Origin of the sequence: Pseudomonas sp. Z18(2022) (assembly GCF_036346535.1) — a bacterium.
GTDB lineage: Bacteria > Pseudomonadota > Gammaproteobacteria > Pseudomonadales > Pseudomonadaceae > Aquipseudomonas > Aquipseudomonas yamanorum_A.
This window is the reverse complement of record NZ_JAOTOA010000012.1, coordinates 162,200-188,095: the sequence shown is the minus strand read 5'-3', so window position 1 is coordinate 188,095 and position 25,896 is coordinate 162,200. Positions and strand designations below refer to the sequence as shown.

The 25,896-nt window shown below is 59.7% G+C and carries 25 protein-coding genes and 1 pseudogene; 8 read left to right on the top strand and 18 right to left on the bottom strand.

The genetic code is table 11. The features are described 5' to 3' along the window. Positions 1–123: 123 nt before the first annotated feature. Complete coding sequence (locus tag V3W39_RS22435; protein WP_177046890.1) at positions 124–846, top strand: tetratricopeptide repeat protein; 723 nt, start codon at positions 124–126, stop codon at positions 844–846. A gap of 48 nt (positions 847–894) precedes the next feature. Here V3W39_RS22435 and glpD read toward each other — a convergent pair whose 3' ends face one another. From glpD to V3W39_RS22415, 4 genes are all read right to left on the bottom strand, one after another. Further along, positions 895–2,433: a glycerol-3-phosphate dehydrogenase gene (gene glpD / locus V3W39_RS22430; protein ID WP_330213359.1), complete on the bottom strand. Its 1,539-nt coding sequence runs from the start codon at positions 2,431–2,433 to the stop codon at positions 895–897. Between the two features lie 173 nt (positions 2,434–2,606). Beyond that, the gene (locus V3W39_RS22425; protein ID WP_003208723.1) at positions 2,607–3,362 is read right to left on the bottom strand and encodes a DeoR/GlpR family transcriptional regulator; all 756 of its coding nucleotides are present in this window, start codon (positions 3,360–3,362) and stop codon (positions 2,607–2,609) included. A 94-nt stretch (positions 3,363–3,456) separates the two neighbouring features. Continuing rightward, a complete protein-coding gene (gene glpK, locus V3W39_RS22420; RefSeq protein WP_003208721.1) occupies positions 3,457–4,962 on the bottom strand; it encodes a glycerol kinase GlpK in 1,506 nt (501 codons plus the stop codon). Between the two features lie 81 nt (positions 4,963–5,043). After that, the gene (locus V3W39_RS22415; protein ID WP_177046886.1) at positions 5,044–5,898 is read right to left on the bottom strand and encodes an MIP/aquaporin family protein; all 855 of its coding nucleotides are present in this window, start codon (positions 5,896–5,898) and stop codon (positions 5,044–5,046) included. Positions 5,899–6,258: 360 nt separating this feature from the next. Here V3W39_RS22415 and ybaK point away from each other — a divergent pair, with 360 nt between their 5' ends. Beyond that, on the top strand, positions 6,259–6,729 hold the full coding sequence (ybaK, locus tag V3W39_RS22410; RefSeq protein ID WP_259197007.1) for a Cys-tRNA(Pro) deacylase: 471 nt from the start codon (positions 6,259–6,261) through the stop codon (positions 6,727–6,729). A gap of 7 nt (positions 6,730–6,736) precedes the next feature. Here the strand turns inward: ybaK and V3W39_RS22405 are convergent, their stop codons facing one another. Further along, entirely contained in the window at positions 6,737–7,783 is a 1,047-nt protein-coding gene (locus tag V3W39_RS22405; protein WP_177079708.1) for an ABC transporter ATP-binding protein, read from the bottom strand. Then, positions 7,780–8,700, bottom strand: a complete 921-nt coding sequence (gene argF / locus V3W39_RS22400; protein ID WP_177046882.1) for an ornithine carbamoyltransferase — start codon at positions 8,698–8,700, stop codon at positions 7,780–7,782. The genes V3W39_RS22405 and argF overlap by 4 nt, the downstream gene beginning before the upstream one ends. 444 nt (positions 8,701–9,144) lie before the next feature. Between argF and V3W39_RS22395 the strand changes: the two genes are divergently transcribed. Next, on the top strand, positions 9,145–11,241 hold the full coding sequence (locus tag V3W39_RS22395) for a molybdopterin oxidoreductase family protein (protein ID WP_330213358.1): 2,097 nt from the start codon (positions 9,145–9,147) through the stop codon (positions 11,239–11,241). 99 nt (positions 11,242–11,340) lie between these two features. Beyond that, positions 11,341–11,679: a Grx4 family monothiol glutaredoxin gene (grxD, locus tag V3W39_RS22390; protein WP_034118308.1), complete on the top strand. Its 339-nt coding sequence runs from the start codon at positions 11,341–11,343 to the stop codon at positions 11,677–11,679. Positions 11,680–11,756: 77 nt separating this feature from the next. Here the strand turns inward: grxD and bfr are convergent, their stop codons facing one another. Together bfr and V3W39_RS22380 are read right to left on the bottom strand one after the other, a co-directional pair. Further along, entirely contained in the window at positions 11,757–12,227 is a 471-nt protein-coding gene (gene bfr / locus V3W39_RS22385; protein WP_177046879.1) for a bacterioferritin, read from the bottom strand. Positions 12,228–12,427: 200 nt separating this feature from the next. Next, positions 12,428–12,646 (bottom strand): bacterioferritin-associated ferredoxin, encoded by a 219-nt coding sequence (locus V3W39_RS22380; protein WP_003208706.1) that lies wholly within the window; start codon positions 12,644–12,646, stop codon positions 12,428–12,430. Positions 12,647–12,884: 238 nt separating this feature from the next. Here V3W39_RS22380 and V3W39_RS22375 point away from each other — a divergent pair, with 238 nt between their 5' ends. Continuing rightward, positions 12,885–13,487 carry a peroxiredoxin gene (locus tag V3W39_RS22375; RefSeq protein ID WP_155581257.1) on the top strand — a complete coding sequence of 201 codons (603 nt, stop codon included), beginning with the start codon at positions 12,885–12,887 and terminating at the stop codon, positions 13,485–13,487. A 234-nt stretch (positions 13,488–13,721) separates the two neighbouring features. Here the strand turns inward: V3W39_RS22375 and rnt are convergent, their stop codons facing one another. Then, complete coding sequence (gene rnt / locus V3W39_RS22370) at positions 13,722–14,399, bottom strand: ribonuclease T (RefSeq protein WP_003208704.1); 678 nt, start codon at positions 14,397–14,399, stop codon at positions 13,722–13,724. Continuing rightward, on the bottom strand, positions 14,396–15,442 hold the full coding sequence (gene pyrC / locus V3W39_RS22365; protein WP_177046876.1) for a dihydroorotase: 1,047 nt from the start codon (positions 15,440–15,442) through the stop codon (positions 14,396–14,398). Before pyrC ends, rnt begins: the two co-directional genes overlap by 4 nt. A 156-nt stretch (positions 15,443–15,598) precedes the next feature. Between pyrC and V3W39_RS22360 the strand changes: the two genes are divergently transcribed. The 3 genes from V3W39_RS22360 to V3W39_RS22350 all read left to right on the top strand — a co-directional run bounded on the left by V3W39_RS22360 (position 15,599) and on the right by V3W39_RS22350 (position 19,143). Continuing rightward, positions 15,599–16,507 carry a flagellar protein MotY gene (locus V3W39_RS22360; protein ID WP_177046875.1) on the top strand — a complete coding sequence of 303 codons (909 nt, stop codon included), beginning with the start codon at positions 15,599–15,601 and terminating at the stop codon, positions 16,505–16,507. Between the two features lie 129 nt (positions 16,508–16,636). Beyond that, complete coding sequence (locus V3W39_RS22355) at positions 16,637–17,854, top strand: argininosuccinate synthase (RefSeq protein ID WP_003208700.1); 1,218 nt, start codon at positions 16,637–16,639, stop codon at positions 17,852–17,854. A gap of 656 nt (positions 17,855–18,510) precedes the next feature. Next, positions 18,511–19,143: a response regulator transcription factor gene (locus tag V3W39_RS22350; RefSeq protein ID WP_177046874.1), complete on the top strand. Its 633-nt coding sequence runs from the start codon at positions 18,511–18,513 to the stop codon at positions 19,141–19,143. Positions 19,144–19,214: 71 nt separating this feature from the next. On the opposite strand, the gene V3W39_RS22345 is transcribed toward V3W39_RS22350, so the two are convergent. The 8 genes and pseudogenes from V3W39_RS22345 to metG form a co-directional block, all read right to left on the bottom strand. Continuing rightward, positions 19,215–19,400 carry a PA3496 family putative envelope integrity protein gene (locus tag V3W39_RS22345; RefSeq protein WP_003208696.1) on the bottom strand — a complete coding sequence of 62 codons (186 nt, stop codon included), beginning with the start codon at positions 19,398–19,400 and terminating at the stop codon, positions 19,215–19,217. 107 nt (positions 19,401–19,507) lie between these two features. Next, positions 19,508–20,146 carry an endonuclease III gene (gene nth, locus V3W39_RS22340; protein ID WP_010170146.1) on the bottom strand — a complete coding sequence of 213 codons (639 nt, stop codon included), beginning with the start codon at positions 20,144–20,146 and terminating at the stop codon, positions 19,508–19,510. A gap of 25 nt (positions 20,147–20,171) precedes the next feature. Next, the gene (locus V3W39_RS22335) at positions 20,172–20,672 is read right to left on the bottom strand and encodes an Rnf-Nqr domain containing protein (RefSeq protein WP_177046873.1); all 501 of its coding nucleotides are present in this window, start codon (positions 20,670–20,672) and stop codon (positions 20,172–20,174) included. Then, the gene (locus tag V3W39_RS22330; RefSeq protein ID WP_330213357.1) at positions 20,665–21,276 is read right to left on the bottom strand and encodes an RnfABCDGE type electron transport complex subunit G; all 612 of its coding nucleotides are present in this window, start codon (positions 21,274–21,276) and stop codon (positions 20,665–20,667) included. Before V3W39_RS22330 ends, V3W39_RS22335 begins: the two co-directional genes overlap by 8 nt. Beyond that, positions 21,273–22,244, bottom strand: a complete 972-nt coding sequence (locus tag V3W39_RS22325; protein WP_330213356.1) for an RnfABCDGE type electron transport complex subunit D — start codon at positions 22,242–22,244, stop codon at positions 21,273–21,275. The genes V3W39_RS22330 and V3W39_RS22325 overlap by 4 nt, the downstream gene beginning before the upstream one ends. A 10-nt stretch (positions 22,245–22,254) precedes the next feature. Then, positions 22,255–23,055: pseudogene (rsxB, locus tag V3W39_RS22320) on the bottom strand (electron transport complex subunit RsxB); the annotation flags it as partial. Beyond that, positions 23,052–23,630, bottom strand: coding sequence for an Rnf-Nqr domain containing protein (locus V3W39_RS22315; protein ID WP_330213355.1), 579 nt, complete (start codon positions 23,628–23,630; stop codon positions 23,052–23,054). The gene V3W39_RS22315 and the pseudogene rsxB, both read right to left, overlap by 4 nt. A gap of 210 nt (positions 23,631–23,840) precedes the next feature. Continuing rightward, complete coding sequence (metG, locus tag V3W39_RS22310; RefSeq protein WP_259196983.1) at positions 23,841–25,892, bottom strand: methionine--tRNA ligase; 2,052 nt, start codon at positions 25,890–25,892, stop codon at positions 23,841–23,843. Positions 25,893–25,896 lie beyond the last annotated feature (4 nt).

The window sequence follows — 25,896 nt, the reverse complement described above, 5'->3', positions numbered from 1 at the left end:
GAGTAGTCTCTTGTTGGTGTTAGTGAGATGCGATCGTAATTGATAAGCGATCTCAAATGTAATACTTTGTAACCAAATAATTCATGAAACTTTTGCGATCCTTGATCGCCACACGGGGCAGTAATGCAGAGTGCGCAGCCAGGCAGCGAGCCGTCTGATATCGGTGATAACCCGCGTGCTTATGTGCGGTGGGTGATGCATGCGGCACAACTGGGTGATGCCGACGCACAGGCGACCCTGGCCCAACTGCTGCTTGACGGTCGCGGCGTGCAGAAGGATGAGGCGCTGGCATTGAGCTGGTTTCGCATCGCCGCGCGGCAGCGTCATCCCATGGCGATCAACATGATCGGGCGCTGCCTGGAGAATGGATGGGGCTGCGAAATCGACCTGGACGATGCCGCGCAGCATTACCGCAAGGCGGCCGATCTGGGATTGGATTGGGGTTTGTATAACTACGGACAACTGCTGACCCGTGGTCGTGGCGTGGGGCGCGATCTTGCTGCGGCGTATGAGCTGTTCGTCCGGGCTGCGGCCAAGGGGCATGCCAAGTCGATGAACCTGTTGGGGCGGTTCCATCACGAAGGCGTCGTGGTGCCCAAGGATGTTCAACTGGCGCGGCAGTGGTATCAGCGTTCCGCCGAGGCCGGGGATTTCCGAGGGCAGTACAACCACGCCTCGGAGCTGGCTGAAGACGGCGACGAGGTGCAGGCCTGCCTATGGCTGGAGCGGGCGCTTGCGACGGCTACTCCGGGCTTTTTGCAGGCGGCTTATCCCGTCTTGCTGGGTTCTGCGCTCAACGGGATCCGTGAAATGGGCCAGCGTTATCAGCGCCATTTGCAGGCATGAAAAAGCCCCTGGACCTTTCGGTGCAGGGGCTTTTTTGCTGCTGGTAGATCAGGCCGCTTCGATCTTGCCGCGATTGTGCTCAACCTTGGACAGGTAGCGCTGTACGTTTTCCTGTTCTTCCGGTGTGGTGAACAGGCCCAGCTTGCTGCGGCGCCACAGGATGTCCTGGGGCTGCGTGGCCCATTCTTCGGCGCACAGGTAATCGATTTCGCGGGTGTACAGGCCGCCACCGAGGTGGTCGCCCATGTCGGCCAGCGATTGCACGCCTTCCAGCAGGCGCCAGGTGCGGCTGCCGTAGGTGGTGGACCAGCGACGGGCAATCTCGCTTGGCACCCAGTCGTATTTGCTGCGGATTGCATCGGCCAGGGCTTCTGGCGTGCTCATGTTTTCACCGCCGGGCAGGGTGGCCGTGGCCGTCCAGCTTGGACGCATCTGGGTAAAGTACGGCGCCAGTTGTGCCATCGCCGATTCGGCCAGCTTGCGGTAGGTGGTCAACTTGCCGCCGAACACCGACAGCAACGGCGCCTCGCCCGAGGTGCCGGACAGCGCCAGGGTGTAGTCGCGGGTCACGGCCGACGGGTTGTCGGATTCGTCGTTGCACAGCGGGCGCACGCCGGAATAGGTGTGCACGATGTCATCGCGGCTCAGCTGTTTCTTGAAGTGCGCGTTGACCACGTTGAGCATGTAGTCGGTTTCACCTTCGGTAATCGCCACTTTCGCCGGGTCGCCGGTGTATTCGCGGTCGGTGGTGCCGATGATGGTCAGGTGATTCAGGTACGGAATAGTGAAGACGATGCGCTGGTCTTCGTTCTGCAGGATGTGCGCGTGGGCGCCGTCATACAGCTTCGGCACGATCAGGTGGCTGCCCTGGATCAGGCGGATGCCGTAGGGCGAGTCCAGCTTCAGGTCATCCTTGATGAACTTGGCCACCCATGGGCCGGCGGCGTTTACCAGCGCGCGGGCGCGGATCGAGAACAGGCTGCCGTCGGCACGTTCCATGTTCATTTCCCACAGGCCTTTGCTGCGGTGCGCACTGACGCAACGGGTCTGGGTGTGGATATGCGCACCCTTTTCACGCGCGGCCATGGCGTTGAGGACTACAAGGCGGGCGTCGTCGACCCAGCAGTCGGAGTATTCGAAGCCTTTGGTGATTTCGCTTTTCAGCGGGCTGTCGGGGCCGAACTTGAGGCTCTTGGAGCCTTCGAGTTTTTCGCGCTTGCCCAAGTGGTCATAGAGGAACAGGCCGGCGCGGATCATCCACGCCGGACGCAGGTGCGGGCGGTGTGGCAATACAAAACGCATTTGCTTGACGATGTGCGGGGCCTTGGCCAACAGCACTTCACGTTCAGCCAGGGCTTCGCGCACCAGGCGAAATTCGTAATGTTCCAGGTAGCGCAGGCCGCCGTGGATCAGTTTGCTGCTGGCGGAAGAGGTGTGGCTGGCCAGGTCGTCCTTTTCGCAAAGGAATACCGACAAACCGCGCCCGGCTGCGTCTGCTGCAATGCCGACGCCATTGATCCCGCCACCGATAACGGCGACGTCATAGACTTCGGCAAGCGGTGGGGCAGGCAAGGTAGAAGGGTTCATCGGCTGGCCTCGCAATCTTTTTCGTATTGGAATTCGAACATAAATGTTCATTTGCGAAAATGGTAGCTCATAAACGCGGGCACAGCCAGTCCGCTTCGATTGAAAATACTGATCGAAGGGCGAGGAAAGGAAAATTTGTGAACATCAGGGGGCAGGACACCCCCTGTTTGGGCTTACACCACTTCCAGCCGAATCTTGTGCTGATTCAACAGTTGCACCAGCGCCGGAACCGGCTGCTGATCGGTGACTAAACAATCAATCAAACTGATCGGCCCCAGGCGAATCATGGCGTTGCGCCCGAATTTGCTGGAGTCCGCGGCCAGGATCACCTTGCGCGCATTGGCAATGATCGCCTGGGAAACCCGCACTTCCTGGTAATCGAAGTCCAGAAGGCTGCCGTCTTCATCGATACCGCTGATGCCCACCAGGGCAAAATCGACCTTGAACTGGTTGATAAAATCGACGCTGGCCTGGCCCACCACGCCGCCGTCACGGCGCACGTTGCCGCCGGTCAGGAGTACGTCGAAGTCGTCTTTGGCACTCAGCATCATGGCGACGTTGAGGTTATTGGTGATGATTTTCAGGTGGCTGTGGTTAAGCAGCGCGCGCGCAATCGACTCGGTGGTGGTACCGATGTTGATAAACAACGAGGCATGATCGGGGATTTGCGCGGCGATGGCTTCGCCGATGCGCTGTTTCTCGTCGCGCATCTGGTCGGCACGCATGGCGTACGCGGTGTTTTCAACGCTGGAATCATAGGCTGCGCCGCCATGGTAGCGGCGCAACAGATTGGCTTCCGCCAGTTGATTGATATCGCGGCGGATGGTTTGCGGGGTGACAACAAAGAGCTGCGCCATTTCCTCGATACTCACATAGCCGCGTTCGCGGACCAGTTCGAGGATTTGTTGCTGGCGGGGAGGCAGATTCATGGTGCGTCCTTTGGGCTGCCGTAAAAAGTGGCCCATGATGACGCAGGAATCTGCTCCCTGCCAGTTGCAACCCTATGTGGGTCCGGCGCTTGGCTTATTCAGCGCCTTCGTGGGGTTCCCAGTCGCGGGTGCGGCTGACCGCTTTTTGCCAGCCGGCGTAGAGTTTTTCCTTCGCCGCCTCTTCCAGTTGCGGTTCGAATTGACGCTCGATCACCGCCTTGCCGCGCAGTTCGTCCAGGCTGCCCCAGAAGCCGCACGCCAGGCCAGCCAGGTAGGCGGCGCCCAACGCGGTGGTTTCGCGCATTTGCGGGCGCTCAACCTGGGTGCCGAGGATGTCGGCCTGGAACTGCATCAGGAAGTTGTTGGCGACGGCACCACCGTCTACCCGCAGGGATTTGAGGCGTTCGCCGGAATCCTGCTGCATGGCGTCAAGCACGTCGCGGGTCTGGTAGGCAATCGACTCCAGGGCGGCACGAATGATGTGATCCACGCGTACGCCACGGGTCAGGCCGAACAGCGCGCCACGGGCATACGGGTCCCAGTACGGAGCGCCTAGGCCGGTGAAGGCCGGCACCAGGTACACGCCGTTGCTGTCCTTGACCTTGCCCGCGAAGTATTCGGTGTCGGTGGCGTCGGCGATGATCTTCAGCTCGTCACGCAGCCACTGCACGGTGGAACCGCCGTTGAACACGGCGCCTTCCAGGGCGTAGGCCACTTCGCCGCGGGGGCCGCAAGCGATGGTGGTGAGCATGCCGTGCTTGGATTTCACGGCCTTGTCGCCGGTGTTCATCAGCAGGAAGCAGCCGGTGCCGTAGGTGTTTTTCGCCTGGCCCGGTTCTACGCACATTTGGCCGAACAGCGCCGCCTGCTGGTCACCGGCGATACCGCCGATGGCGATGCCGCTTTTGGTGCGGCCGTAGATTTCCGAGGAGGACTTCACTTCCGGCAGCATTTCGCGCGGCACGTCGAGAATCTCCAGCATCTTCGCATCCCACTCCAGGGTGTGGATGTTGAAGAGCATGGTGCGCGAGGCGTTGGTGTAGTCGGTGACGTGGGTTTTGCCGCCGGTAAATTTCCAGATCAGCCAGCTGTCGATGGTGCCGAACAGCAGCTCGCCGTTACGCGCACGCTCGCGGCTACCTTCGACGTTGTCGAGGATCCACTTGAGCTTGGTGCCGGAGAAGTACGGGTCGGTGACCAGGCCAGTGGTGTCGTTGATGTATTGCTCGTGGCCGTCGCGCTTGAGCTGCTGGCAGATCTCGGTGCTGCGGCGGCATTGCCAGACGATCGCGTTGTAGATCGGGCGGCCGGTGATTTTGTCCCAGACCACCGTGGTTTCACGCTGGTTGGTGATACCGATGGCCGCGACTTGGTCATGGTGCAGGCCGGCTTGTGCCAGGGCCTCGACCATCACCGCGCTCTGGGTGGCGAAAATTTCCATCGGGTCATGTTCGACCCAGCCGGCTTGCGGGTAATGCTGGGTGAATTCACGCTGGGCGGTGCAGACCACGTTGGCGTCACGATCAAAGATGATCGCCCGGGAACTGGTGGTGCCCTGATCGAGGGCAATGATGTAGTTCTTATTCTGAATGTCGGTCATGTCGATTGCCTTGGACGGAGAATAGGGGGAGTCAATAAATAGCCTGGGGCGCAAAAGGGCAGTACGGCCCAGGCTATCGCATCATGAAGTACGGGTTTTGCCGGTGGCGGCAGCTTCGGTTTCAGCAGTTGTAGCAGGTGCGGCGCTCGGCAGGTGACGGGCAATCAGCCCGCGATACGCTGCAGCACCGAGGCAGGCACCTACAATCGGCGCGAAGATCGGAATCAGGAAATAAGGAATGTCGCGCCCGCCCGTGAAGGCCATTTCACCCCAACCGGCGAAAAAGGTCATCAGCTTGGGGCCGAAGTCACGGGCCGGGTTCATCGCAAAGCCGGTCAACGGGCCCATGGCGCTGCCGATCACGGCGATCAGCAAACCAATCAGCAGCGGCGCCAACGGGCCACGGGGCAGGCCGTTGTTGTCGTCGGTCAGGGCCATGATCACGCCCATCAGGATCGCGGTGATGACCATTTCCACCAGGAACGCCTGGGCGGTGCCCAGCAGCGGATGCGGATAGGTGGAGAACACCGACGCCAGTTCCAGGCTGGCCTGGGTGCCACGAATCATGTGGTGGGTTTGTTCGTAATCGAAAAACAGGTTGCTGTAGAGCGTGTAAACCAACGCGGCCGAGCAGAAGGCGCCGGCGACCTGGGCGATGATGTAGAACGGCAATTTGCGCTTGTCGAAATCGGCAAAGATGCACAGGGCGATACTGACGGCCGGATTGAGGTGAGCCCCGGAAATACCGGCGCTCAGGTAGATCGCCATGCTGACGCCGATCCCCCAGATGATACTGATTTCCCACAAGCCAAAGCTGGCGCCCGCGACCTTGAGCGCAGCAACACATCCGGTACCGAAGAAGATCAGCAACGCAGTGCCGAGGAATTCGGCCATGCATTGACTTGAAAGTGAAGGCTGTTGAAGAGCAGTTGTCATGGAAAACCTCTGTTTTTGTTGTTGTCTGGCGTTTTGCCTCAACGGGCAATCGGCGATTTTCACCGTGGCAAGGATCCCCATCCTGTTCGCGGCTTACTGCTGTGAATCCGTAGGTCTATTCCTACAGTATTCGTAAACGAAAAAATATAGACAAGAATGACGGCTGTCAAAGGTCGAAAGTGAACGATCGGTCATTTTGTAATTATTGGTGTGGTGAATGATCGTGCCGTGGGCGATGGGAGTCGCTGGCGGGGGCCGCGCGGGGGCGTGGCAGAGGGCTTCGGACTAGAGCCTTTTGCGGCGTGTTGGCCTAGAATTGGCCGTCTGTTTTTTCACCTTTTTGCCAAGCCTGGAGCACGTATGACGCCCGCATTGGACCTGTTGAAAAAAGTTCGCGCCGAACATCGAATCCACAGTTACGAACATGATCCCAAGGCAGCGTCCTATGGTCTGGAGGCCGCGGAAAAATTGGGGCTTGATCCCGCACAGGTGTTCAAGACCCTGCTGGCCAGCAGCGAAAAAGCCGAGTTGCTGGTGGCCGTTGTGCCGGTCGTCGGAAGTTTGGATTTAAAAGCGTTGGCGCAGGCGGCGGGGGTGAAAAAGGTCGAGATGGCGGACCCTGCAGCGGCGCAACGGGCGACCGGCTATTTGCTGGGTGGCATCAGCCCGTTGGGGCAGAAGAAGCGCCTGCGCACCTTTGTCGATGTGAGCGCTCAGTCGTTTCCGACGATTTTTATCAGTGCGGGGAGAAGGGGGCTGGAAGTGGAGTTGGCAGCGGCGGTGCTGGCCGAACACACCCAGGCCAAGTTCGCGGAAATTGGCCGGGCGTGATGCGCTCCTACATGGCCTGGAACAACACCAGGTGCTCGGCTGCCACGCGTATGCCCACATCGGCACCGACCAGATGATCGGCGTGGCTGGGAAAGATCGATTCCAGCTGCGCGCCTGTCGGCAGCTGCAAGCGATACAGGGTCGACGCACCGAGGAACGTCTTGCCGACAATCCGGGCTTTCAAGGCGCTGTCCGGCGAATAAACAATGTCGTCCGGGCGCAGCAAAACATCCACAGCACCGCCGGTAGGCCAGGTGTAGGCACGGTTGCCGCGCAACTCGCCCAGTTCAGTGGTGACCGATTCCGGCGTGTTCAACTGCCCGCGAATGAAGTAACCCTGGCCAATAAAGCTGGCGACGAAGGGCGTCAGCGGTTCGTGGTAGAGGTTGTAGGGCGTATCCCACTGCTCCAGGCGGCCTTCCTTGAACACACCCACATGGTCACTCACTGCGAAGGCCTCTTCCTGGTCATGGGTCACCAGAATCGCACTGGTGCCCCGCGCCTTGAGGATGTCGCGCACTTCATGGCTGAGCTTGCGCCGCAGTTCGCCGTCGAGGTTGGAGAAGGGTTCATCCAGCAGCAACAGTTGTGGCTCCGGCGCCAGGGCACGGGCCAGGGCGACGCGCTGTTGCTGGCCGCCGGAGAGTTCGTGGGGGAATCGTTTGCCCAGGTTCTTCAGGTTCACCAGTTCCAGCAGTTCGGCCACTACCCGCTCTTTTTGCGGGTGCTTGCGAATGCCGAAGGCAATGTTGTCGGCCACACTGAGGTGTGGAAACAGTGCGTAGTCCTGGAACACCATGCCGATGCGACGTTTCTCCGGTGCCAGTGTGAAACCAGCGCTGGAGATGACTTCACCCGCTAGGCTGATCTCGCCTTCATGCACCGGCTCAAACCCGGCAATCGCCCGCAGGGTGGTGGTCTTGCCGCAGCCCGAGGAGCCCAGCAGGCAACCGATGTCGCCAGCGTTGAGGTGCAGATTGAGGTTCTGCACCACCCGTTGGTCCTGATAGCCGCATGCCAGATTGCGTAGGTTCAGCAGTAATGGCTGGCTCATGCAGGGCGGTACGCCGGCGCAACCAGAAATTCCAGCAGGGCCTTTTGTGCGTGCAGGCGGTTTTCTGCCTGGGCCCAGGCCACTGAGCGTTGGTCGTCCAGCAGGTCGAGGCTGATTTCTTCGCCGCGGTGGGCGGGCAGGCAGTGCATGAACAGCACGTCCGGCGCGGCCAGGTCGAGCAGGGCGCGGGTCACCTGGAACGGAGCGAACAGCTTGAGGCGCTTGGCGGTTTCTTCTTCCTGGCCCATGGAGGTCCAGACGTCGGTGCTCACCAGGTGCGCGCCGATGACCGCGTCACGCGGGTCGCGCACGATGGTCACGCGGTCGCCGGCCTGGGCCAGGAATTTGGCGTCCGGCTCATAGCCTTCAGGGCAGGCAACGCGCAATTGGAAGTCGAACTGGATCGCCGCTTCTATATAGCTGTTGCACATGTTGTTGCCGTCGCCGATCCAGGCCACGGTCTTGCCCTGGATCGAGCCGCGCTGTTCAAGGAAGGTTTGCATGTCGGCCAGCAACTGGCAGGGGTGCAGGTCATCGGACAGGCCGTTGATTACGGGCACTTGAGAGTTGGCGGCAAATTCGGTGAGGGTGCTGTGGGCGAAGGTACGGATCATCACCGCATCCAGCATGCTCGACATTACGATCGCACAGTCGCTGATCGGCTCGCCGCGGCCCAGTTGGGTATCGCGAGGCGACAGGAAGATGGCTTGCCCGCCGAGCTGGATCATGCCGGCTTCGAAGGACACGCGGGTGCGGGTCGACGACTTCTCGAAGATCATTCCGAGCACGCGGTTTTTCAAAGGCTCGAACAGTACGCCGCGGTTACGCAGGTCTTTAAGCTCAATGCCTCGACGGAGCACGCTGACCAGCTCTTCGGGCGTGCAATCCATCAGGGAGAGAAAGTGCCTTGCGCTCATCATTAACTACCTTTTTGCAACAGACCGCAGATACTCAAAGCCTTGTTTATTTTGAAAACGGGCGAGACCTGCGGCGAAAGCCGCACGGGGCGACGAAATAGGGGAAGGCGCGATCTTATAATTAAATGTCGCGTCTTACCAATAGGGCTACAGTTTTTAGGGGAGTTCAAGGACGCGGGGAGGGCGCTTTTGAAGCCTGTTTCCTGACAGCAGCGGGTCATTTGTACACTGGCGCTGCGTCATATTGCAATGCGCGAGGGCGGGCGCAGACCATGGCGCGTCGGTTTCAGCGGGCTGTCGGAGGGGGCTGAAACATTTCCTGATGTTTCCTCATGCCCAGGCCTGATGCCGCTGGATTCACACGACGAACGTTGCTGGCGCTGTCGCCTGGGGCGGGCCATAGTTTTGGTCCGAAGCGCTCAGCCCACAATAAAGAGACTGGCCATGACCAAGACTCTCCATCACCGTGCCTGCCATCTGTGCGAAGCCATCTGCGGCCTGACACTGGAAACCACCCAAGGCGAAGACGGGAGCCTGGCGATCACCTCGATCAAGGGCGACCCCCTGGACACCTTCAGCCGTGGCCATATCTGCCCCAAGGCCGTGGCCCTGCAGGACATCCAGAACGACCCCGATCGCCTGCACCAGCCCATGTTGCGCGTGGGCAGCGAATGGCAGCCAATTCCGTGGGACGACGCCTTTGCGCTGGTAGCCGAACGCCTGTCAGGTATCCAGGCGCGCCATGGGCAGAATGCCGTGGCGGTGTACCAGGGCAATCCGAGCGTGCACAACTACGGCCTGATGACCCACAGCAACTATTTCCTCGGCCAACTCAAGACCCGCAACCGTTTTTCCGCCACCTCGGTGGATCAGTTGCCCCACCACCTCACCAGCCACCTGATGTATGGCCACGGCCTGTTGCTGCCGATCCCGGACATCGACCATACCGATTTCATGTTGATCCTTGGCGGCAACCCGCTGGCGTCCAACGGCAGCATCATGACCGTGCCGGATGTGGAGAAACGCCTGAAGGCCATCCAGGCCCGGGGCGGCAAAGTGGTGGTCGTTGATCCACGGCGCAGCGAGACGGCGGCGATTGCCGATCAGCATCTGTTTGTGCGCCCCGGCGGTGATGCGGCGTTGTTGTTCGGGTTGCTCAATACGCTGTTCGCCGAGAACCTGACCTGTGACAGCCACCTGCCCGTGGACGGCCTGGATGAAGTGCGCCACGCCGTAGCCGGATTCACCGCCGAGGCCATGAGCCGCCAATGCGCGGTGCCAGCCGAGCAGATCCGCCAGTTGGCGCGGGACTTCGCCGCGGCCGAGGCGGCGGTGTGCTATGGCCGCATGGGCGTATCGACGCAGGCGTTCGGCACGCTGTGCCACTGGCTGGTGCAGTTGATCAACCTGGTCACCGGCAACCTGGACCGAGTGGGCGGCGCGTTGTGCACCACGCCGGCAGTCGACCTGGTGGCGTCCACTTCAGGCGGGCATTTCAACCGCTGGCAGAGCCGGGTTTCCGGGCGGCCGGAGTACGGTGGCGAGTTGCCGGTGTCGGCGCTGGCTGAAGAAATGCTCACCGAGGGCGAAGGACAAATCCGCGCGCTGGTGACGGTGGCGGGTAATCCGGTGTTGTCCACGCCCAACGGCCGGCAACTGGAGCAGGCGCTGGATGGGTTGGAGTTCATGGTCAGTGTCGACCTGTATATCAACGAAACCACGCGCTATGCCGACCTGATCCTGCCGTCCACTTCGGCGCTGGAAAACGATCACTACGACACTACCTTCAATATGTTCGCGGTGCGCAACGTCACGCGCTTCAACCGCGCGATCCTGCCCAAACCCGAGGGCGCGCTGCATGACTGGGAAATCTTCGTCGGCCTGGCCCAGGCATTTGCCGCGAAAACTGGCAATGCACTCAAACCCACCATGCCGCCTGCACAAATGATCGATTTCGGGCTGCGGGCCGGGCCTTATGGCGATACGTTGTCGATTGCCGCGCTGGCGGATCATCCTCATGGCCTGGACCTTGGGCCGTTGAAGCCAAACCTGGCGGGCCGCATGAAAACTCCCAATGGCCGCCTGCAGGCCGCACCGCCGGTGATCCTCGCCGACCTGGCGCGCTTCGCCGCGCAACCGTTGCCCGAAGTGGGTGAGTTGCTGCTGATCGGCCGCCGCCATGTGCGCAGCAACAACTCCTGGATGCACAACTACCATCGGCTGGTGAAGGGCAAGCCCCGCCACCAGTTGTTGATGCACCCGGACGACCTTGCTCATCGTCAGTTGAGCGACGGGCAGCGCGTGCGAGTCAGCTCGCGGATCGGCATGATCGAAGTGGAAGTGCTGTCCAGCCTCGACATGATGCCTGGCGTGGTCAGCCTGCCTCATGGTTGGGGTCACGGCCGCCCGGGCGTGCAGATGAGCATCGCCAGCGGCCAGCCGGGGGCGAGTGCGAATGACCTGACGGATGAGCGGCAACTGGATGAGCTGTCGGGTAACGCGGCGTTGAACGGCGTGCCGGTGCAGGTGGCGGCGGCGTAAGGATTGTCTGTCGGGGAGTCCGAGCGTCACGCTGGGGTTTGCGTTACAATGCGCCACCGTGCCGACCCATGAGTCGGAAAGTTCCAGCCGAGGTGTTCCATGGATATCATCGAAACGATCAAAGAGCAGATTGCCAACAACACTATTCTGCTTTACATGAAGGGCGCTCCTAACGCGCCTCAGTGTGGCTTCTCCGCAAAGGCTTCCCAGGCAATCATGCAATGTGGCGAGAAGTTCGCCTACGTGGATATCCTGCAGAACCCGGAAATCCGCGCCAACCTGCCGAAGTACGCCAACTGGCCAACCTTCCCGCAGTTGTGGGTGGCCGGTGAGCTGGTCGGCGGTAGCGACATCATCACCGAAATGGCGGCTGATGGTTCGTTGCAGGCCCTGATCAAAGACGCAGCAGAAAAAGCCGCGGCGAAGACCGAAGCCTGATTCGTTTCAGGCCGCGGCAATAAAAAGCCCCGCTTCTCGAGAGAGAGCGGGGCTTTTTAGTGGCCGGCAATTGTGGGTTATTCACCCATCTGCGATTGCAGGTAATTCTCGATAGTCACTTTGTCGATCAGGCCGATTTGAGTTTCCAGCCAGTCGATGTGCTCTTCCTGGTCTTCAAGGATCTCTTCCAGCAACTCGCGGCTGCCGAAGTCGCTCTTGGTTTCGCAATGGGCAATCGCGGCCTTGAGGTCGGTGTGGCTCTTGCGCTCGAAGTTCAGGTCGCAGTTGATCATTTCCTGGGTGTGCTCGCCGATGTTCAGCTTGCCCAGGTCCTGCACGTTCGGCAGGCCTTCCAGGAACAGGATGCGCTTGATCAGCGCGTCTGCGTCCTTCATGGCCTTGATGGATTCTTTGTATTCACGCTTGCCCAGCTTTTCCAGGCCCCAATCGTCATACATGCGCGCATGCAGGAAGTACTGATTGATCGCGACCAGTTCATTGGCAAGGATTTTGTTGAGTTGCTGGATGACTGTAATGTCGCCTTTCATGATTGGGGTCCTGCCCTGTATTAGCTGTATATAAGGCGGAGTTTGAGCGGCGTATTCACTACTGTCAAACCTAAGTTATTGAATAATAAATGAAAATTAATCGGAATAAGAATGTTTGTGTTCCGCGTCTTGGCGCTAACTGTTTGAATTACGGGCATAAAAAAACCGGACACTAAGTCCGGTTCTTTAAAACACGCCGATTAAGCGTGTGTAAATTCTGCTGAGTAGGGGATCGCAGCCTGGGCAGTTTGCAGCTGCGTCAGGGTTTCCCGTACCACTTGCTTGGCGAGGCAGGCACATTTGCCGCATTGGCTGGCAACGCCGGTGGTTTCACGTACTTCCTTGTAGCTGCAGCAACCTTCATAGATTGCTTCGCGGATTTGTCCGTCGGTGACGCCAGTGCAGAGGCAGACATACATAAGGGAGAACCATCGCGGGTTTAAGGCTTAAGTGCGACGGATCTTAATGTTAACGAGAATGATTGTCAAAGTAGTTTCACCGGCCTGGTGGTTTGTGCGCGGGCTCACTGACGAACGGTTTTTTTCCGGTATGATGGTCGGTCTTCACGAAGCGTGATCACGTCACAGGCCTGTCGTTTAGCTGCGGCACACTGGGACGGATCCTTTTACTTCAGTCACCACCATCAGGAGATACCCAATGAGCGTACTCGTCGGCAAACAAGCCCCGGATTTCGACGTACCCGCCGTCCTCGGCAATGGCGAAATCGTAGACAGCTTCAAACTGTCTGAAGCCATCAAAGGCAAATACGGCCTGGTGTTCTTCTACCCACTGGACTTCACCTTCGTCTGCCCATCGGAGCTGATCGCTCTGGATCACCGCATGGAAGATTTCAAGGCGCGTAATGTTGAAGTGGTCGCTGTTTCCATCGACTCCCATTTCACTCACAACGCCTGGCGCAACACTGCCATCAATGATGGCGGCATCGGCAAAGTCAAATACACCATGGCTGCCGACATGAAGCACGACATCGCCAAGGCCTACGACGTTGAATCCGAAGGCGGCGTGGCTTTCCGTGGCGCGTTCCTGATCGACGACAAGGGCGTTGTGCGCTCGCAGATCATCAACGACCTGCCGCTGGGCCGTAACATGGAAGAGCTGATCCGTCTGGTCGACGCGCTGCAATTCCACGAAGAGCACGGCGAAGTCTGCCCTGCCAACTGGAAAAAAGGCGACAAAGGCATGAACGCTTCGCCAGAAGGCGTTGCGGCTTACCTGACCGAGAACGCTGGCAAGCTGTAAGCCACGTTTGAAGCAAAAAAAACCGGCCTGAGAAGGCCGGTTTTTTTATGCGCTGCATTTGGTTTTGTGGCGAGCGAGCTTGCTCGCGCTGGGCTGCGAAGCGGCCCCAGAACCTGACACCGCGGTTTAACAGGTTAACCGAGGCGGGTTTACGGGGCCGCTGCGCAGCCCAGCGGGAGCAAGCTCCCTCGCCACAGAAGCCCGCTCGCTGCAGAGGTCTTGTTTGGCTCAGCCTCAGTCGCCGAAGTCTTCCCAGCCGCCCATCTGTTTCCAGCGGTTGACGATGCCGCAGAACAGCTCGGCCGTCTTCTCGGTGTCGTAGCGGGCCGAGTGGGCCTCACGACCGTCGAAGTCGATACCGGCGGCCTGGCAGGCTTTCGCCAGCACGGTCTGGCCATAGGCCAGGCCAGCGAGGGTCGCGGTGTCGAAGCTGGAGAACGGGTGAAACGGGTTGCGCTTCATGTCGAGGCGCGCCACGGCGGCGTTGAGGAAGCCCAGGTCGAAGCTGCTGTTGTGGCCCACCAGGATCGCGCGTTTGCAGCCATTGGCCTTCAGCGCCTTGCGCACGCCACGGAAGATGTCGGTCAGCGCCGCTTCTTCACTGACTGCCATGCGCAGCGGGTGGTCGAGCTTGATCCCGGTGAACTCCAGGGCGGCGGCTTCGATGTTCGCGCCTTCGAACGGCTCGACGCGGAAGAAGTGGGTGTGTTCCGGGAACACGAAACCCTGTTCATCCATGCCGATGGTCGTGGCGGCGATTTCCAGCAATGCGTCAGTGGCGCAATTGAAACCACCGGTTTCTACATCGATGACAACCGGCAGGTAGCCACGGAAACGCTCGGCCATGGGGTGACGGGAACCGCCACCACCGCCGCCGTGTTCCTGGTCGTCGTCGTAATGGTCTTCACTCACGGGTGTTCCTCCAGCAGGCGCCAGCGCAGTGTTTCACCGGCGCGCAGCGGGATAACGGTCAGCTCGCCAAACGGCAGGCTGGTGGGGGCGGTCCAGTCTTCACGGACCAGGGTAATGCGGTCGGTATTCGCCGGCAGGCCGTAGAAACGCGGGCCGTTGAGGCTGGCGAACCCTTCAAGCTTGTCCAGGGCGTTGCGTTGTTCGAACGCTTCGGCATACAACTCGATCGCCGCATAGGCGGTGTAGCAACCGGCACAACCACACGCGGCTTCCTTGGCGTGTTGGGCGTGGGGTGCAGAGTCGGTGCCGAGGAAAAATTTCTGGTTGCCACTGGTGGCGGCATCGAGCAGCGCCACCTGGTGAGTGTTGCGCTTGAGAATCGGCAGGCAGTAGAAGTGCGGCCGAATCCCGCCCACCAGCATGTGGTTGCGGTTGTACAGCAGGTGATGCGCGGTGATGGTCGCGCCGACGTTGGCCGAAGCCTCGGTGACGAACTGCACTGCATCGGCGGTGGTGATGTGCTCGAACACGACCTTCAGGGTCGGGAACAGCTCGACCACGCGGCGCATGTGCTCGTCGATGAAGATCTTTTCACGATCGAACACATCGACATCGCCACGGGTGACTTCACCGTGGATCAGCAGCGGCATGCCGACTTCTGCCATGGCTTCGATGGCCGGCAGGATCTTGTCGATACTGGTGACGCCTGAATCGGAGTTGGTGGTCGCCCCGGCCGGGTACAGCTTGGCAGCGTGGACGAAACCGCTGGCCTTGGCCTGGCGGATTTCTTCGGGCTGCGTACGGTCGGTCAGGTACAGCACCATCAACGGTTCGAAACGGCTGCCGGCCGGTCGTGCAGCGAGGATGCGCTGGCGATAGGCGTCGGCTTCCGCGGCGTTACGCACCGGAGGTACCAGATTAGGCATGATGATGGCGCGGCCAAACGTGCGCGCTACATCGGCCACGGTTTGGGGCAACGCAGCACCATCGCGAAGATGAATATGCCAGTCGTCGGGACGCAGCAGGGTCAGGCGGTCGGACATTGGGGATTCCAGGCGGGTCAATCTGGTGGGAATGCTACCGGAAAAGACTCTTGCAGGCACTCGCTATCAAGTTTTGCAGGATGCGACCGATATCCCTGGGTATGCCTTAACGATGTATGACGCCTTGATGTGTTGTAGAAACCAGTGGAGCCTCCCGTGCGCCAGCATTATCTAGCCCTGCTCAGTGTGTTCGCCAGCCTGCCCGCGATGGCCCTCACGTTCCAGACACGTCTGGAGAATATTGAGTGGAAAGTGGAGGGCGATAAATTCGAGTGCCGCTTGAGCCAGCCGATCACCGATTTCGGCTCGGGCGAGTTCGTGCGCCGGGCCGGCGAGCAGGCGACGTTTCGTCTGAAAGCCTTCAACGGCTCGTTGGGTGCCGGTTCCGCGACCCTGCTGGCGGCCGCTGCGCCGTGGCAGCCGGGGCGCGGTGACATCAACCTGGGCGCGGTGCGCGTCGGCAGTGGTGACGTGCTGTTTAACAGCTCCCAGGCCCAGGCCGGGCGCTTGTTTACCGGTTTACTCGAAGGTCGCAGCCCGACTGTGCGGCACTATGGGCGCGAAGGTGGCTACTCCGAGATCCGTCTGTTGCCGGTCAAATTCAACAAGGCCTACAACGACTATCAGTTATGTACCACCAAGCTGCTGCCGATGAATTTCGAGCAGGTCAAACAGACCGAGGTGGGCTTCCCGGGCGGTGGCATCGAATTGGACGCGGCGGCCAAGAAAAAGCTGTCGGTGATTCTCGAGTTCATGAAAGCCGACCCTACCGTCAATCACATCGAGTTGAACGGTCACTCCGACAACAGCGGCAATCGCCTGACCAACCGTGATGTCTCACGGCGTCGCGCCCTGGCGGTGATGGACTACTTCAAGGCCAATGGCATCCAGGAATCGCAGATTACCTTGCGCTTTCATGGCGAAAGCTACCCGTTGGCGCCGAACACCAACCCGGCCAACCGGGCGAAAAACCGTCGGGTGAATATTCAACTCGAAAGGGTGGCAGCCCCCGAGAAACCGGCGCCCCAGGCCAAAGCGCCAGGCAACGCCGCCGCCACCTCATAAGGTGCGGCGTTTCGTCGCCCGCTCGACATAATCTGTCGCTTTATCTTCATTTGCTGTCGCGCCTCTGTAATTTCACGGTTTTGGTCGGTAGAATCGACGCCTTTCCGTACAACCCCGTGGAGTGATGGCATGGCCGACGTAAACAAGGTCGTTCTCGCGTATTCCGGCGGCCTGGACACTTCGGTGATCCTCAAGTGGCTGCAGGATACTTATAACTGTGAAGTGGTGACCTTCACCGCTGACCTGGGTCAGGGCGAAGAGGTCGAACCTGCACGTGCCAAGGCGCAAGCCATGGGCGTGAAAGAGATCTACATTGACGACCTGCGCGAAGAGTTCGTCCGCGATTTCGTTTTCCCGATGTTTCGCGCCAACACCGTCTACGAAGGCGAGTACCTGCTGGGTACTTCCATCGCACGTCCGCTGATCGCCAAGCGCCTGATCGAAATCGCCAACGAAACCGGCGCCGACGCCATTTCCCATGGTGCCACCGGCAAGGGCAACGACCAGGTACGTTTCGAACTGGGCGCCTACGCCTTGAAGCCAGGCGTAAAAGTGATTGCTCCTTGGCGTGAGTGGGACCTGCTGTCCCGTGAAAAGCTGATGGATTACGCTGAAAAGCACGCTATCCCGATCGAGCGTCACGGCAAGAAGAAGTCCCCGTACTCGATGGACGCCAACTTGCTGCACATCTCCTATGAAGGCGGCGTGCTGGAAGACACCTGGACCGAGCACGAAGAAGACATGTGGAAATGGACCGTCTCCCCGGAGAACGCTCCCGACAAGGCCCAGTACCTGGAACTGACCTACCGCAACGGCGACATCGTCGCGCTGGACGGCGTCGAAATGACTCCGGCCACCGTATTGGCGACCCTGAACCGTATCGGTGGCGAACACGGTATCGGCCGCCTCGACATCGTCGAGAACCGTTACGTGGGCATGAAGTCCCGTGGTTGCTACGAGACTCCGGGCGGCACCATCATGCTGCGCGCTCACCGCGCCATCGAGTCCATCACCCTGGACCGTGAAGTGGCTCACCTCAAAGACGAGCTGATGCCCAAGTACGCCAGCCTGATCTACACCGGCTACTGGTGGAGCCCTGAGCGCCTGATGCTGCAACAGATGATCGACGCTTCCCAGGTCCACGTGAACGGCGTTGTGCGCCTGAAGCTGTACAAGGGCAACGTGATCGTCACCGGTCGCAAGTCCGACGAGTCGCTGTTCGATGCCAATATCGCTACGTTCGAAGAAGATGGCGGCGCCTACAACCAGGCCGACGCGGCGGGCTTCATCAAGCTGAACGCGTTGCGCATGCGCATTGCAGCCAACAAAGGTCGCAAGTTGTTCTGAGTGTTTTAAGTGGTAATAAAAAATGGCCCCGTTAAGGGGCCATTTTTTTGCCTGAAAAAAGGCATCCGGAATCATTAGAGGCGATGCCGTGTTTATTATTCAGCTGAAAAGCCCGTTTGGGCGAAGGTGTGGCGTGAGCATGTTTATGTCTTTACGGGTGCAATGTTTATTAATTTAGCTAAATAAATGATCCATTGTTGAAGGCGAATTTTTTCTTGTATGCGGGAACTATGTACTACAGAAATTTCACACATAAGTGTATGGAAAACATGTCAAGCGCTGACATGTCTGTAGGATCTATGGAGTGTGACTGGCTATGTTGGATGGAACTTTTAAAAAACGGGTTTCGGCCCGGAGTCACTGGCTTTCTGATAAGGCGCAAGGGGCATTTCCTGAAACTTGTGTGCGGCACGTTTACCCTTCCCCCGGTAATCCTGGGATTTTTCACTCAAAATATGTTTGCGCTCGGAAAGTTCTGAAAGCCATAACAAAACTGGATACCTCCGGATTGGCGTTTTTTTGTAGGTTAAATCCGATGACGTTGTGGGTTGGGTCTCTGCTTGCTGTTGCTTGGGGGGGAGCGCTATGCCAAGTGGGAAACGACTAGGCTATTGTGTTTGCTCTTAATAATTCGAACAGCGAAATTGGACTTGCCCATGAATAAAGTGCTGATCGTGGATGATCATCCCGTCATTCGTCTTGCTGTGCGTATGCTAATGGAACGTCATAGTTATGAGGTCGTTGCCGAGACAGATAACGGTGTCGATGCCTTGCAACTTGCACGGGAGCATATGCCGGACATTGTCATACTGGATATTGGAATTCCCAAACTCGACGGCCTGGAAGTTATATGCCGGCTGTCATCTACCAAACAGGCCCATCCTTTCAAGGTGCTGGTGCTGACGTCCCAGGCGCCCGGGCATTTTTCCATGCGGTGCATGCAGGCGGGTGCTGCTGGCTACGTGTGCAAGCAGCAGGATCTCACCGAGCTGTTGAGCGCGGTCAAGGCAGTGCTGTGCGGGTACAGCTACTTCCCCAACCAGGCGTTGAATTCGGTACGTTCCACAATGGGTAACGCCAGCGAATCGGACATGGTCGAGCGGCTGTCCGGCCGGGAGATGATGGTGTTGCAACAACTGGCCCGTGGCAAAACCAACAAGGAGATCGCCGATGGCATGTTCCTGAGCAATAAAACCGTGAGTACCTACAAGACTCGCTTGCTGCTCAAGCTCAACGCGCGTTCCCTGGTGGACTTGATCGAGCTGGCCCAGCGCAACGGGTTGGTGTAGGTCGGCCGAACGTTTAGATGCCGTCAGAAAAAAGCCTCCGCAAGGGAGGCTTCTGTTTGTCGTTGGGTCGATTAGAGATCGAAGTCGTAATCGGCCAACTGTTTTTGCAAGCGCCGTTCTTCCAGAAGGTTGTCGATGGTGCGGCGTTTGCTCAAATTGGTCTTGGCCACCTCAACCGGTGCTTCTGCTGCATCATCGTCGGATTCAGCGCCAACAACGTCGTCTTCTACATCCAGTTGTTCTTTGCCAGTGCTCATAAGGTTAACTCCAGGCTAAGACTGCCGTTGGCGCTCCTTATAACGATAATCTCGGGCCTGGTAAAAAAGATTTTTTCAATCGACTCATCGATAAAAGCAATGATGGCTCAATCGTCGGAAGTCTTTTCCTTGTATTCGCACAGGTCTTCGATGCGGCAACTGCCACAGCGCGGCTTGCGAGCCTGGCACACATAGCGTCCGTGAAGGATCAACCAGTGATGAGAGTCCAGCAGATAGGGCTTGGGCACAAACTTCATCAGTTGTTTTTCTACCTCGACCACATTCTTTCCGCGGGCAATGCCGGTTCGGTTGCTGACCCGAAAGATGTGCGTGTCTACAGCCATGGTCAATTGGCGAAATGCGGTATTGAGCACCACGTTGGCCGTTTTGCGACCGACACCCGGGAGCGCTTCCAGGGCTTCCCGCGTTTGGGGCACTTCGCTGCCGTGCAGCTCTACCAGCAGCCGGCAGGTCTCGATGACATTCTTCGCCTTGCTGTTGTAGAGGCCGATGGTCTTGATGTATTCGGACAACCCCTCCACCCCCAGTGCGTAGATCGCTTCCGGGGTGTTGGCCACCGGATACAGCTTGGCGGTGGCCTTGTTGACGCCGACGTCTGTGGACTGGGCCGAGAGAATCACGGCGATCAGCAACTCGAACGGCGAGGAATAGGCCAGTTCGGTTTTCGGTTCCGGATTGTCTTCGTGAAGCCGGCGGAAAATTTCCAGGCGTTTTGCGGCGTTCATGGGGCGAGCGGTTCCTTGCAGACAGTCAGTGTGGTTTTGAAAAGTGGACCCAGGCTTGCCGGCCGGCCAGTAATAACCCGAGCAGGATAAACCCGGTGGGCGCCAGTGTGGTGACAGAACCGTCGCCGACCAGCCCTCGGATAACGCCCAGGGTAATCAGCAGTACGCCAAACAGCCCGAACAGTTTCACGCGTGCCTTGCCCTGGCCAGGCTCGAAAAAGCCTGAATACTCCAGCAGCACGCATTGAACACTGGTCAGCGCCAGGTAAATACCCAACTGTTGATATAAGGGCAACGCGAACGCTTGCAAGAGCAGTTGCATGCAGCTGACCAGTGTCGCCGCGATCAGCAGGCTGGCCATCAGTCGCATGTGTTCGCCAAGGCGGTTGCGCAGGCCGTGCATGCCCAGGCCATACAGCGCCCCGATCAGCACCGAGAGTACCCAGAAGCTCAACGCCTTGGGCAACGTATCGCTCACCCCAATCAACGGCGCAAGCATCAGCGAGCGGGCCAGGGTTTTAGTCATGAGCAGGCGACTCCAACATCAGTTGCCGGTGATCATCAAAGTACCGCAGGGCATCGTGAACGGCACTGACCACCGCGCGGGACGTGATGGTCGCGCCCGCCATTTGATCGAATTGGCCATGGTCTTTCTTCAAGGCCCAGTCCGAATCTTTTGGATCGTCACGGGTTAGCCCCTTGAATGCCGCCATCCATGTGTTGCCCGGTTCGGCGATATGCCCGCCCAGGCTTGGGGTTTCCGAATGGCTCAGGGTTTTCACCGCCAGCAGCTTGCCGTTGTGGGCGATGGCGATCAGCAGCTCGATGGGGCCGCCATAGCCATTGGTTTGCGAACGCAGCAGTACTGCGCCGGGCTGGCCGTTCAAGGTGGCGAGGTAGCCGCCGAGCAATTGGCTGTTTGCCAATGCCTGCGGGTTTAGAGCGAGTGGATGTTGCAGGGGCTGGTTGTCGTAAATGCCGGCGGGCAGGATATCCAGCAAGGCCCGGCGCTGGATGTTTTGTTGGGCCTCGGTGATACGGCTGGCGGTCAACTGTTGCACCCCAAGCGTCAGCACGATCCCTGCGGCGGCGATCAACACCAGCACTATCAAGCCCCGGGTGGTTCTCATGAACTCACCGCAGGCTGTCTGGTGGGCGTCAGGCGTTCAAGCATCGGCACCGCCAGGTTCATCAGCAGCACCGCAAAGGCCACGCCATCGGGGTAACCGCCCCAGGTACGAATCAGGTAAACCAGCACGCCCACGCCGGCACCGAACATCAGGCGCGCATGCGGGCTTTTGGCGCCGGACACCGGTTCGGTCACGATAAAAAACGCCCCGAGCATCGTGGCGCCGGTCAGCAGATGGAACAGCGGTGAACCGTGGGAATCAGAGCCCGAGCCGTTCCAGCACAGCAGGCTGATCACGAACAGGCTACCGAGCATGCCCACCGGCGCGTGCCAACTGAACACCCGTTGCTGCAACAGCCACAGCCCGCCCGCCAGAAAGGCCAGGTTCACCCATTCACTGCCTTTGCCGGCGACATGCCCAAAAGCCGGGTGGCTGGCAAACAGCTCATCCATGGTCAGGCTCTTGTTGATCCGCAGGGCATCCAGGGCTGTCGCCTGGGCCCAGGCGTCCGGCGCATTACCTTGCACGCCGAACACCTGTTGCAGGCCGGCCAGCAGGTCCATGCCGTGGGAGGCAGGCCAGTGGGTCATGGGTTGGGGAAAGGCCACCAGCATCAGTGCGTAACCGACCATGGCAGGGTTGAACGGGTTCTGGTTGCCGCCGTACAGGTGCTTGCCCAGCAGCAACGCACTGGTGACGGCGGCCACGCATAACCACCATGGACAATAAGGTGGCAGCGCCAGCGCCAGCAGTGTGGCCGTGACCAGGCCGCCGAGATCGCGGGCCGAATGCCCGCGCAGCCGCCGAATGCCAGCTTCCACGACGAGTGCACAGCTGGCTGCCAGCAATAAATTGATCAACACGCCCCAGCCATACAGCCAGAACATCGCCAGCAAGCCCGGCACCGTCGCCAGCAGCACACGCTTCATCGCGTGCTGCTGACGATCAACGGCTTCAAGCACGGGCATCGTCGCCCACCAGCGCCGCCAGCGCCTGCTCTGCTGTTTCGAAGTGCTGTTGCAGGATGATCAACTGGGACTGCTGTTCAAAGGTCGGTGGGTGACCAAAGGCTTTCAGGGATTTATGCAGCTGGGCACGGCTCATGGCCAGGTTGATCTTGGCCTTTTTCAGGGCGGCGTCCATGGCAGCGGCCTTTTGCGCACGCACCCGCTCAATGGCGGCCTGGACCGGGTTGGTCGTGACCTCGGCCACCGGCGCCGCACGCTTGGCACGGGCCAGACGCTCGGCGAGCTTCTGTTCTTCCTCTCGTTGCAGTCGGGCGTTGCGCTGTTCAAACCGCCGCCGGGCGCGGTCGCGCTTGAGGCTGCGTGCCTGGCGCTCGGCATCGTTGGAGGCCAGCCCGCCGACAATCGGCAACACCATGGTCAACGGGCGCATTTCGATGCAATCCACCGGGCATGGTGCTACACACAGGTCGCAGCCGGTGCACTCGTCGATAATCACCGTGTGCATCAATTTGGCGGCACCGACGATGGCGTCCACCGGGCAGGCCTGGATGCATTTGGTACAACCGATGCACTCTGCCTCACGGATAAACGCGATCTGCGCGGGCGCCTCACCCCGGGAGGTGTCCAGTTCCAGCACCGGGAGCTTCAGCAATTGCGCCAGGCTCGCGATGGTTTCCTGCCCGCCGGGCGGGCACTTGTTGATCGCCTCGCCCTGGGCAATGCCTTCGGCGTACGGTTTGCAGCCAGGATGCCCGCACTTGCCACATTGGGTCTGCGGCAGCAGGGCATCGATACGTTGAATCAGGCTCATGGTTTGATCATTGCGTTGAAACCCAGGAAAGCCACGGCCATCAGCCCGGCGCTGATCAGCGCCACCGGTAGCCCCCGGAAGGGCAGTGGTATGTCGTTGTCGGCAATACGTTGGCGCAGGTCACTGAACAGGCTCAGCACCAGCCAGAAACCCAGCCCGGCGCCCAGGCTCAGTGCAGCCATGTGTACCAGCCCTTTATCGTCTTGCGTACCCAGCACCACCACCCCCAACACCCCGGCATTCCCCAGCAACAAAGGCCACAGGCCATCGAACGGCAGCTTGGGTAACTGGCGGCACAGCACCCTCAGCAGCGGATGGATCAGCAGCACTGTCACCGGCAAAAACACAAACAGCCGCAAAGACGTCAGCGCCAAGGGCTGCAAAAGATAGTGATCGAGCAGATAGCCGAGGAGGCTGCTCAGCAGCATCAACACCGTGGTGGCGATGCCCAGCGCATGTACGCGCCGGCGTGAGTCAACCGTGGATGCCAGCACCGGGTCGACAGCCAGCGGCATCTGCAACACGAGGTTGCTGATCAAGGCTGTGCTGACAAGGGTGAGAAGCATATCGGTCATGGTCGTGCCGGGTTAAGCAAACAGGGCCTGTTGTGGCGAGCGGGCTCCATCGAAGATCAAAATGTGGGAGCTGTCGAGCCCCGGCGAGGCTGCGATGGGATCACCGCACGGCACCTGCCGAACCTCAGCGCCAGCATCGCAGCCTCGCTGGGGCTCGACAGCTCCCACATTCAACTGGCTTCGTTTGGGAGCCCGCTCACTACAGGCAGTTTACTTGATGCGCTGACCTGGCTTGGCACCGCTGTCCGGGCTCAACAGGTAGATCTCTTCGCCGCCAGGGCCGGCCGCCATCACCATGCCTTCGGAGATGCCGAACTTCATTTTTCGTGGCTTGAGGTTGGCGATCATCATGGTCAGGCGACCATCGAGCTTGGACGGGTCCGGATAAGCGCTCTTGATCCCGGAGAACACGTTGCGTTGCTCGTCACCGATGTCCAGCGTCAGGCGCAGCAGCTTGTCGGCGCCTTCCACGGCTTCGGCCTTGATGATCAGCGCAACACGCAGGTCTACCGCGGCAAAGGCGTCGAAGTCGATTTCCGGCGACAACGGATCTTTCGCCAATTCGCCATTGCCCGCAGGGGCTGCATCGCCGGTGTCGGTCTTGCTGGCTTCGAGGTCTTCTTTCGAAGCGTCGGTCATGGCCTGGACTTTTACCGGGTCGATACGGGTCATCAGCGGCTTGAACTCGTTCAACTGATGCTTGCTAAGCAAGGTCGCGTGGTCGTTCCAGGTCAGCGGCGGCACGTTGAGGAACGCCTCGGCGTCGGCCGCCAGCAGTGGCAGTACCGGCTTGAGGAAAATCACCAACTGGCGGAACAGGTTGACGCCCGTGGCACAGATAGCCTGGACTTCAGCCTGCTTGCCTTCCTGTTTGTTCAGCGACCACGGCGCCTTGTCGGCGATCCAGGCGTTGGCACGGTCGGCCAGGCCCATGATCTCGCGCATGGCGCGGGCAAAGTCGCGGGCTTCATACGCGTCCGCGATGCTTGGCGCAGCGGCCAGGAACGCTTCGGTCAGCTCGGGCGCGGCATTTTCCGCCACCAGCACACCGGAGTTGCCCTTGTGGATAAAACCGGCGCAACGGCTGGCGATGTTGACGACCTTGCCCACCAGGTCCGAGTTGACCTTCTGTACGAAGTCTTCCAGGTTCAGGTCGAGGTCGTCGACGCCACGGCCCAGCTTGGAGGCGTAGTAGTAGCGCAGGTATTCCGGCGACAGGTGGTCCAGGTAGGTGCGCGCCTTGATGAAGGTGCCACGGGACTTGGACATTTTCTGGCCGTTGACCGTCAGGTAGCCGTGAACCGCGATGCCGGTGGGCTTGCGGTAGCCCGAGCCTTCGAGCATCGCCGGCCAGAACAGCGCGTGGAAGTTGACGATGTCCTTGCCGATGAAGTGGTACAGCTCGGCGGTGGAGTCCTTGGCCCAGAACGCGTCGAAGTCCAGCTCCGGCGTGCGGTCGCACAGGTTCTTGAAACTGGCCATGTACCCGATCGGCGCGTCCAGCCACACATAGAAGTACTTGCCAGGTTCGCCCGGAATCTCAAAGCCGAAGTACGGCGCATCGCGGGAGATGTCCCACTGTTGCAGGCCGGCGTCCAGCCATTCGGCGATCTTGTTGGCCACGGCGTCCTGCAGGGTGCCGCTGCGGGTCCAGGTTTGCAGCATCTGCTGGAAATCCGGGAGCTTGAAGAAGAAGTGCTGGGAATCCTTGAGCACCGGGGTGGCGCCAGAGATGGCCGACTTCGGATCTTTCAGGTCGGTAGGCGCGTAGGTGGCGCCGCATTTCTCGCAGTTGTCGCCGTACTGGTCCTCAGTGCCGCATTTCGGGCAGGTGCCCTTGATGAAGCGGTCGGCCAGGAACATTTTCTTTTCCGGGTCGAAATACTGGGTGATCGAACGCGTGGCAATGTGCCCGGCGTCTTTGAGGCGCAGGTAGATCTGGCTCGACAGCTCGCGGTTTTCGTCGGAGTGGGTCGAGTGGAAGTTGTCGAAATCCACCAGGAACTCGGCAAAGTCGGCGCTGTGTTCAGCCTGGACGTTGGCGATCAGTTGTTCCGGGGTGATGCCTTCCTTCTCGGCGCGCAACATGATGGCCGAACCGTGGGCGTCGTCCGCGCAGACATAAATGCATTGATTGCCGCGATGCTTCTGGAAGCGCACCCACATATCGGTCTGGATGTACTCAAGCATATGGCCAAGGTGGATGGAACCATTGGCATAGGGCAGGGCGCTGGTGACGAGGATCTTGCGTGGCTCGGACATGGGG

Excerpts from the sequence above, each read along its gene's own strand:
- V3W39_RS22435 (WP_177046890.1), top strand. The coding sequence starts at position 124 with ATGCAGAGTGCGCAGCCAGGCAGCGAGCCGTCTGATATCGGTGATAAC.
- grxD (WP_034118308.1), top strand. The coding sequence starts at position 11,341 with ATGGATATCATCGAAACGATCAAAGAGCAGATTGCCAACAACACTATT.
- V3W39_RS22325 (WP_330213356.1), bottom strand. The coding sequence starts at position 22,244 with ATGCCCGTGCTTGAAGCCGTTGATCGTCAGCAGCACGCGATGAAGCGT.
- V3W39_RS22425 (WP_003208723.1), bottom strand. The coding sequence starts at position 3,362 with ATGAATCTGCCTCCCCGCCAGCAACAAATCCTCGAACTGGTCCGCGAA.
- bfr (WP_177046879.1), bottom strand. The coding sequence starts at position 12,227 with ATGAAAGGCGACATTACAGTCATCCAGCAACTCAACAAAATCCTTGCC.
- glpK (WP_003208721.1), bottom strand. The coding sequence starts at position 4,962 with ATGACCGACATTCAGAATAAGAACTACATCATTGCCCTCGATCAGGGC.
- V3W39_RS22315 (WP_330213355.1), bottom strand. The coding sequence starts at position 23,630 with ATGACCGATATGCTTCTCACCCTTGTCAGCACAGCCTTGATCAGCAAC.
- metG (WP_259196983.1), bottom strand. The coding sequence starts at position 25,892 with ATGTCCGAGCCACGCAAGATCCTCGTCACCAGCGCCCTGCCCTATGCC.
- V3W39_RS22345 (WP_003208696.1), bottom strand. The coding sequence starts at position 19,400 with ATGAGCACTGGCAAAGAACAACTGGATGTAGAAGACGACGTTGTTGGC.
- V3W39_RS22350 (WP_177046874.1), top strand. The coding sequence starts at position 18,511 with ATGAATAAAGTGCTGATCGTGGATGATCATCCCGTCATTCGTCTTGCT.
- argF (WP_177046882.1), bottom strand. The coding sequence starts at position 8,700 with ATGAGCGCAAGGCACTTTCTCTCCCTGATGGATTGCACGCCCGAAGAG.
- ybaK (WP_259197007.1), top strand. The coding sequence starts at position 6,259 with ATGACGCCCGCATTGGACCTGTTGAAAAAAGTTCGCGCCGAACATCGA.
- pyrC (WP_177046876.1), bottom strand. The coding sequence starts at position 15,442 with ATGTCCGACCGCCTGACCCTGCTGCGTCCCGACGACTGGCATATTCAT.
- V3W39_RS22335 (WP_177046873.1), bottom strand. The coding sequence starts at position 20,672 with ATGACTAAAACCCTGGCCCGCTCGCTGATGCTTGCGCCGTTGATTGGG.
- glpD (WP_330213359.1), bottom strand. The coding sequence starts at position 2,433 with ATGAACCCTTCTACCTTGCCTGCCCCACCGCTTGCCGAAGTCTATGAC.
- V3W39_RS22405 (WP_177079708.1), bottom strand. The coding sequence starts at position 7,783 with ATGAGCCAGCCATTACTGCTGAACCTACGCAATCTGGCATGCGGCTAT.
- V3W39_RS22380 (WP_003208706.1), bottom strand. The coding sequence starts at position 12,646 with ATGTATGTCTGCCTCTGCACTGGCGTCACCGACGGACAAATCCGCGAA.
- V3W39_RS22375 (WP_155581257.1), top strand. The coding sequence starts at position 12,885 with ATGAGCGTACTCGTCGGCAAACAAGCCCCGGATTTCGACGTACCCGCC.
- V3W39_RS22395 (WP_330213358.1), top strand. The coding sequence starts at position 9,145 with ATGACCAAGACTCTCCATCACCGTGCCTGCCATCTGTGCGAAGCCATC.
- V3W39_RS22415 (WP_177046886.1), bottom strand. The coding sequence starts at position 5,898 with ATGACAACTGCTCTTCAACAGCCTTCACTTTCAAGTCAATGCATGGCC.
- nth (WP_010170146.1), bottom strand. The coding sequence starts at position 20,146 with ATGAACGCCGCAAAACGCCTGGAAATTTTCCGCCGGCTTCACGAAGAC.
- V3W39_RS22330 (WP_330213357.1), bottom strand. The coding sequence starts at position 21,276 with ATGAGAACCACCCGGGGCTTGATAGTGCTGGTGTTGATCGCCGCCGCA.
- V3W39_RS22355 (WP_003208700.1), top strand. The coding sequence starts at position 16,637 with ATGGCCGACGTAAACAAGGTCGTTCTCGCGTATTCCGGCGGCCTGGAC.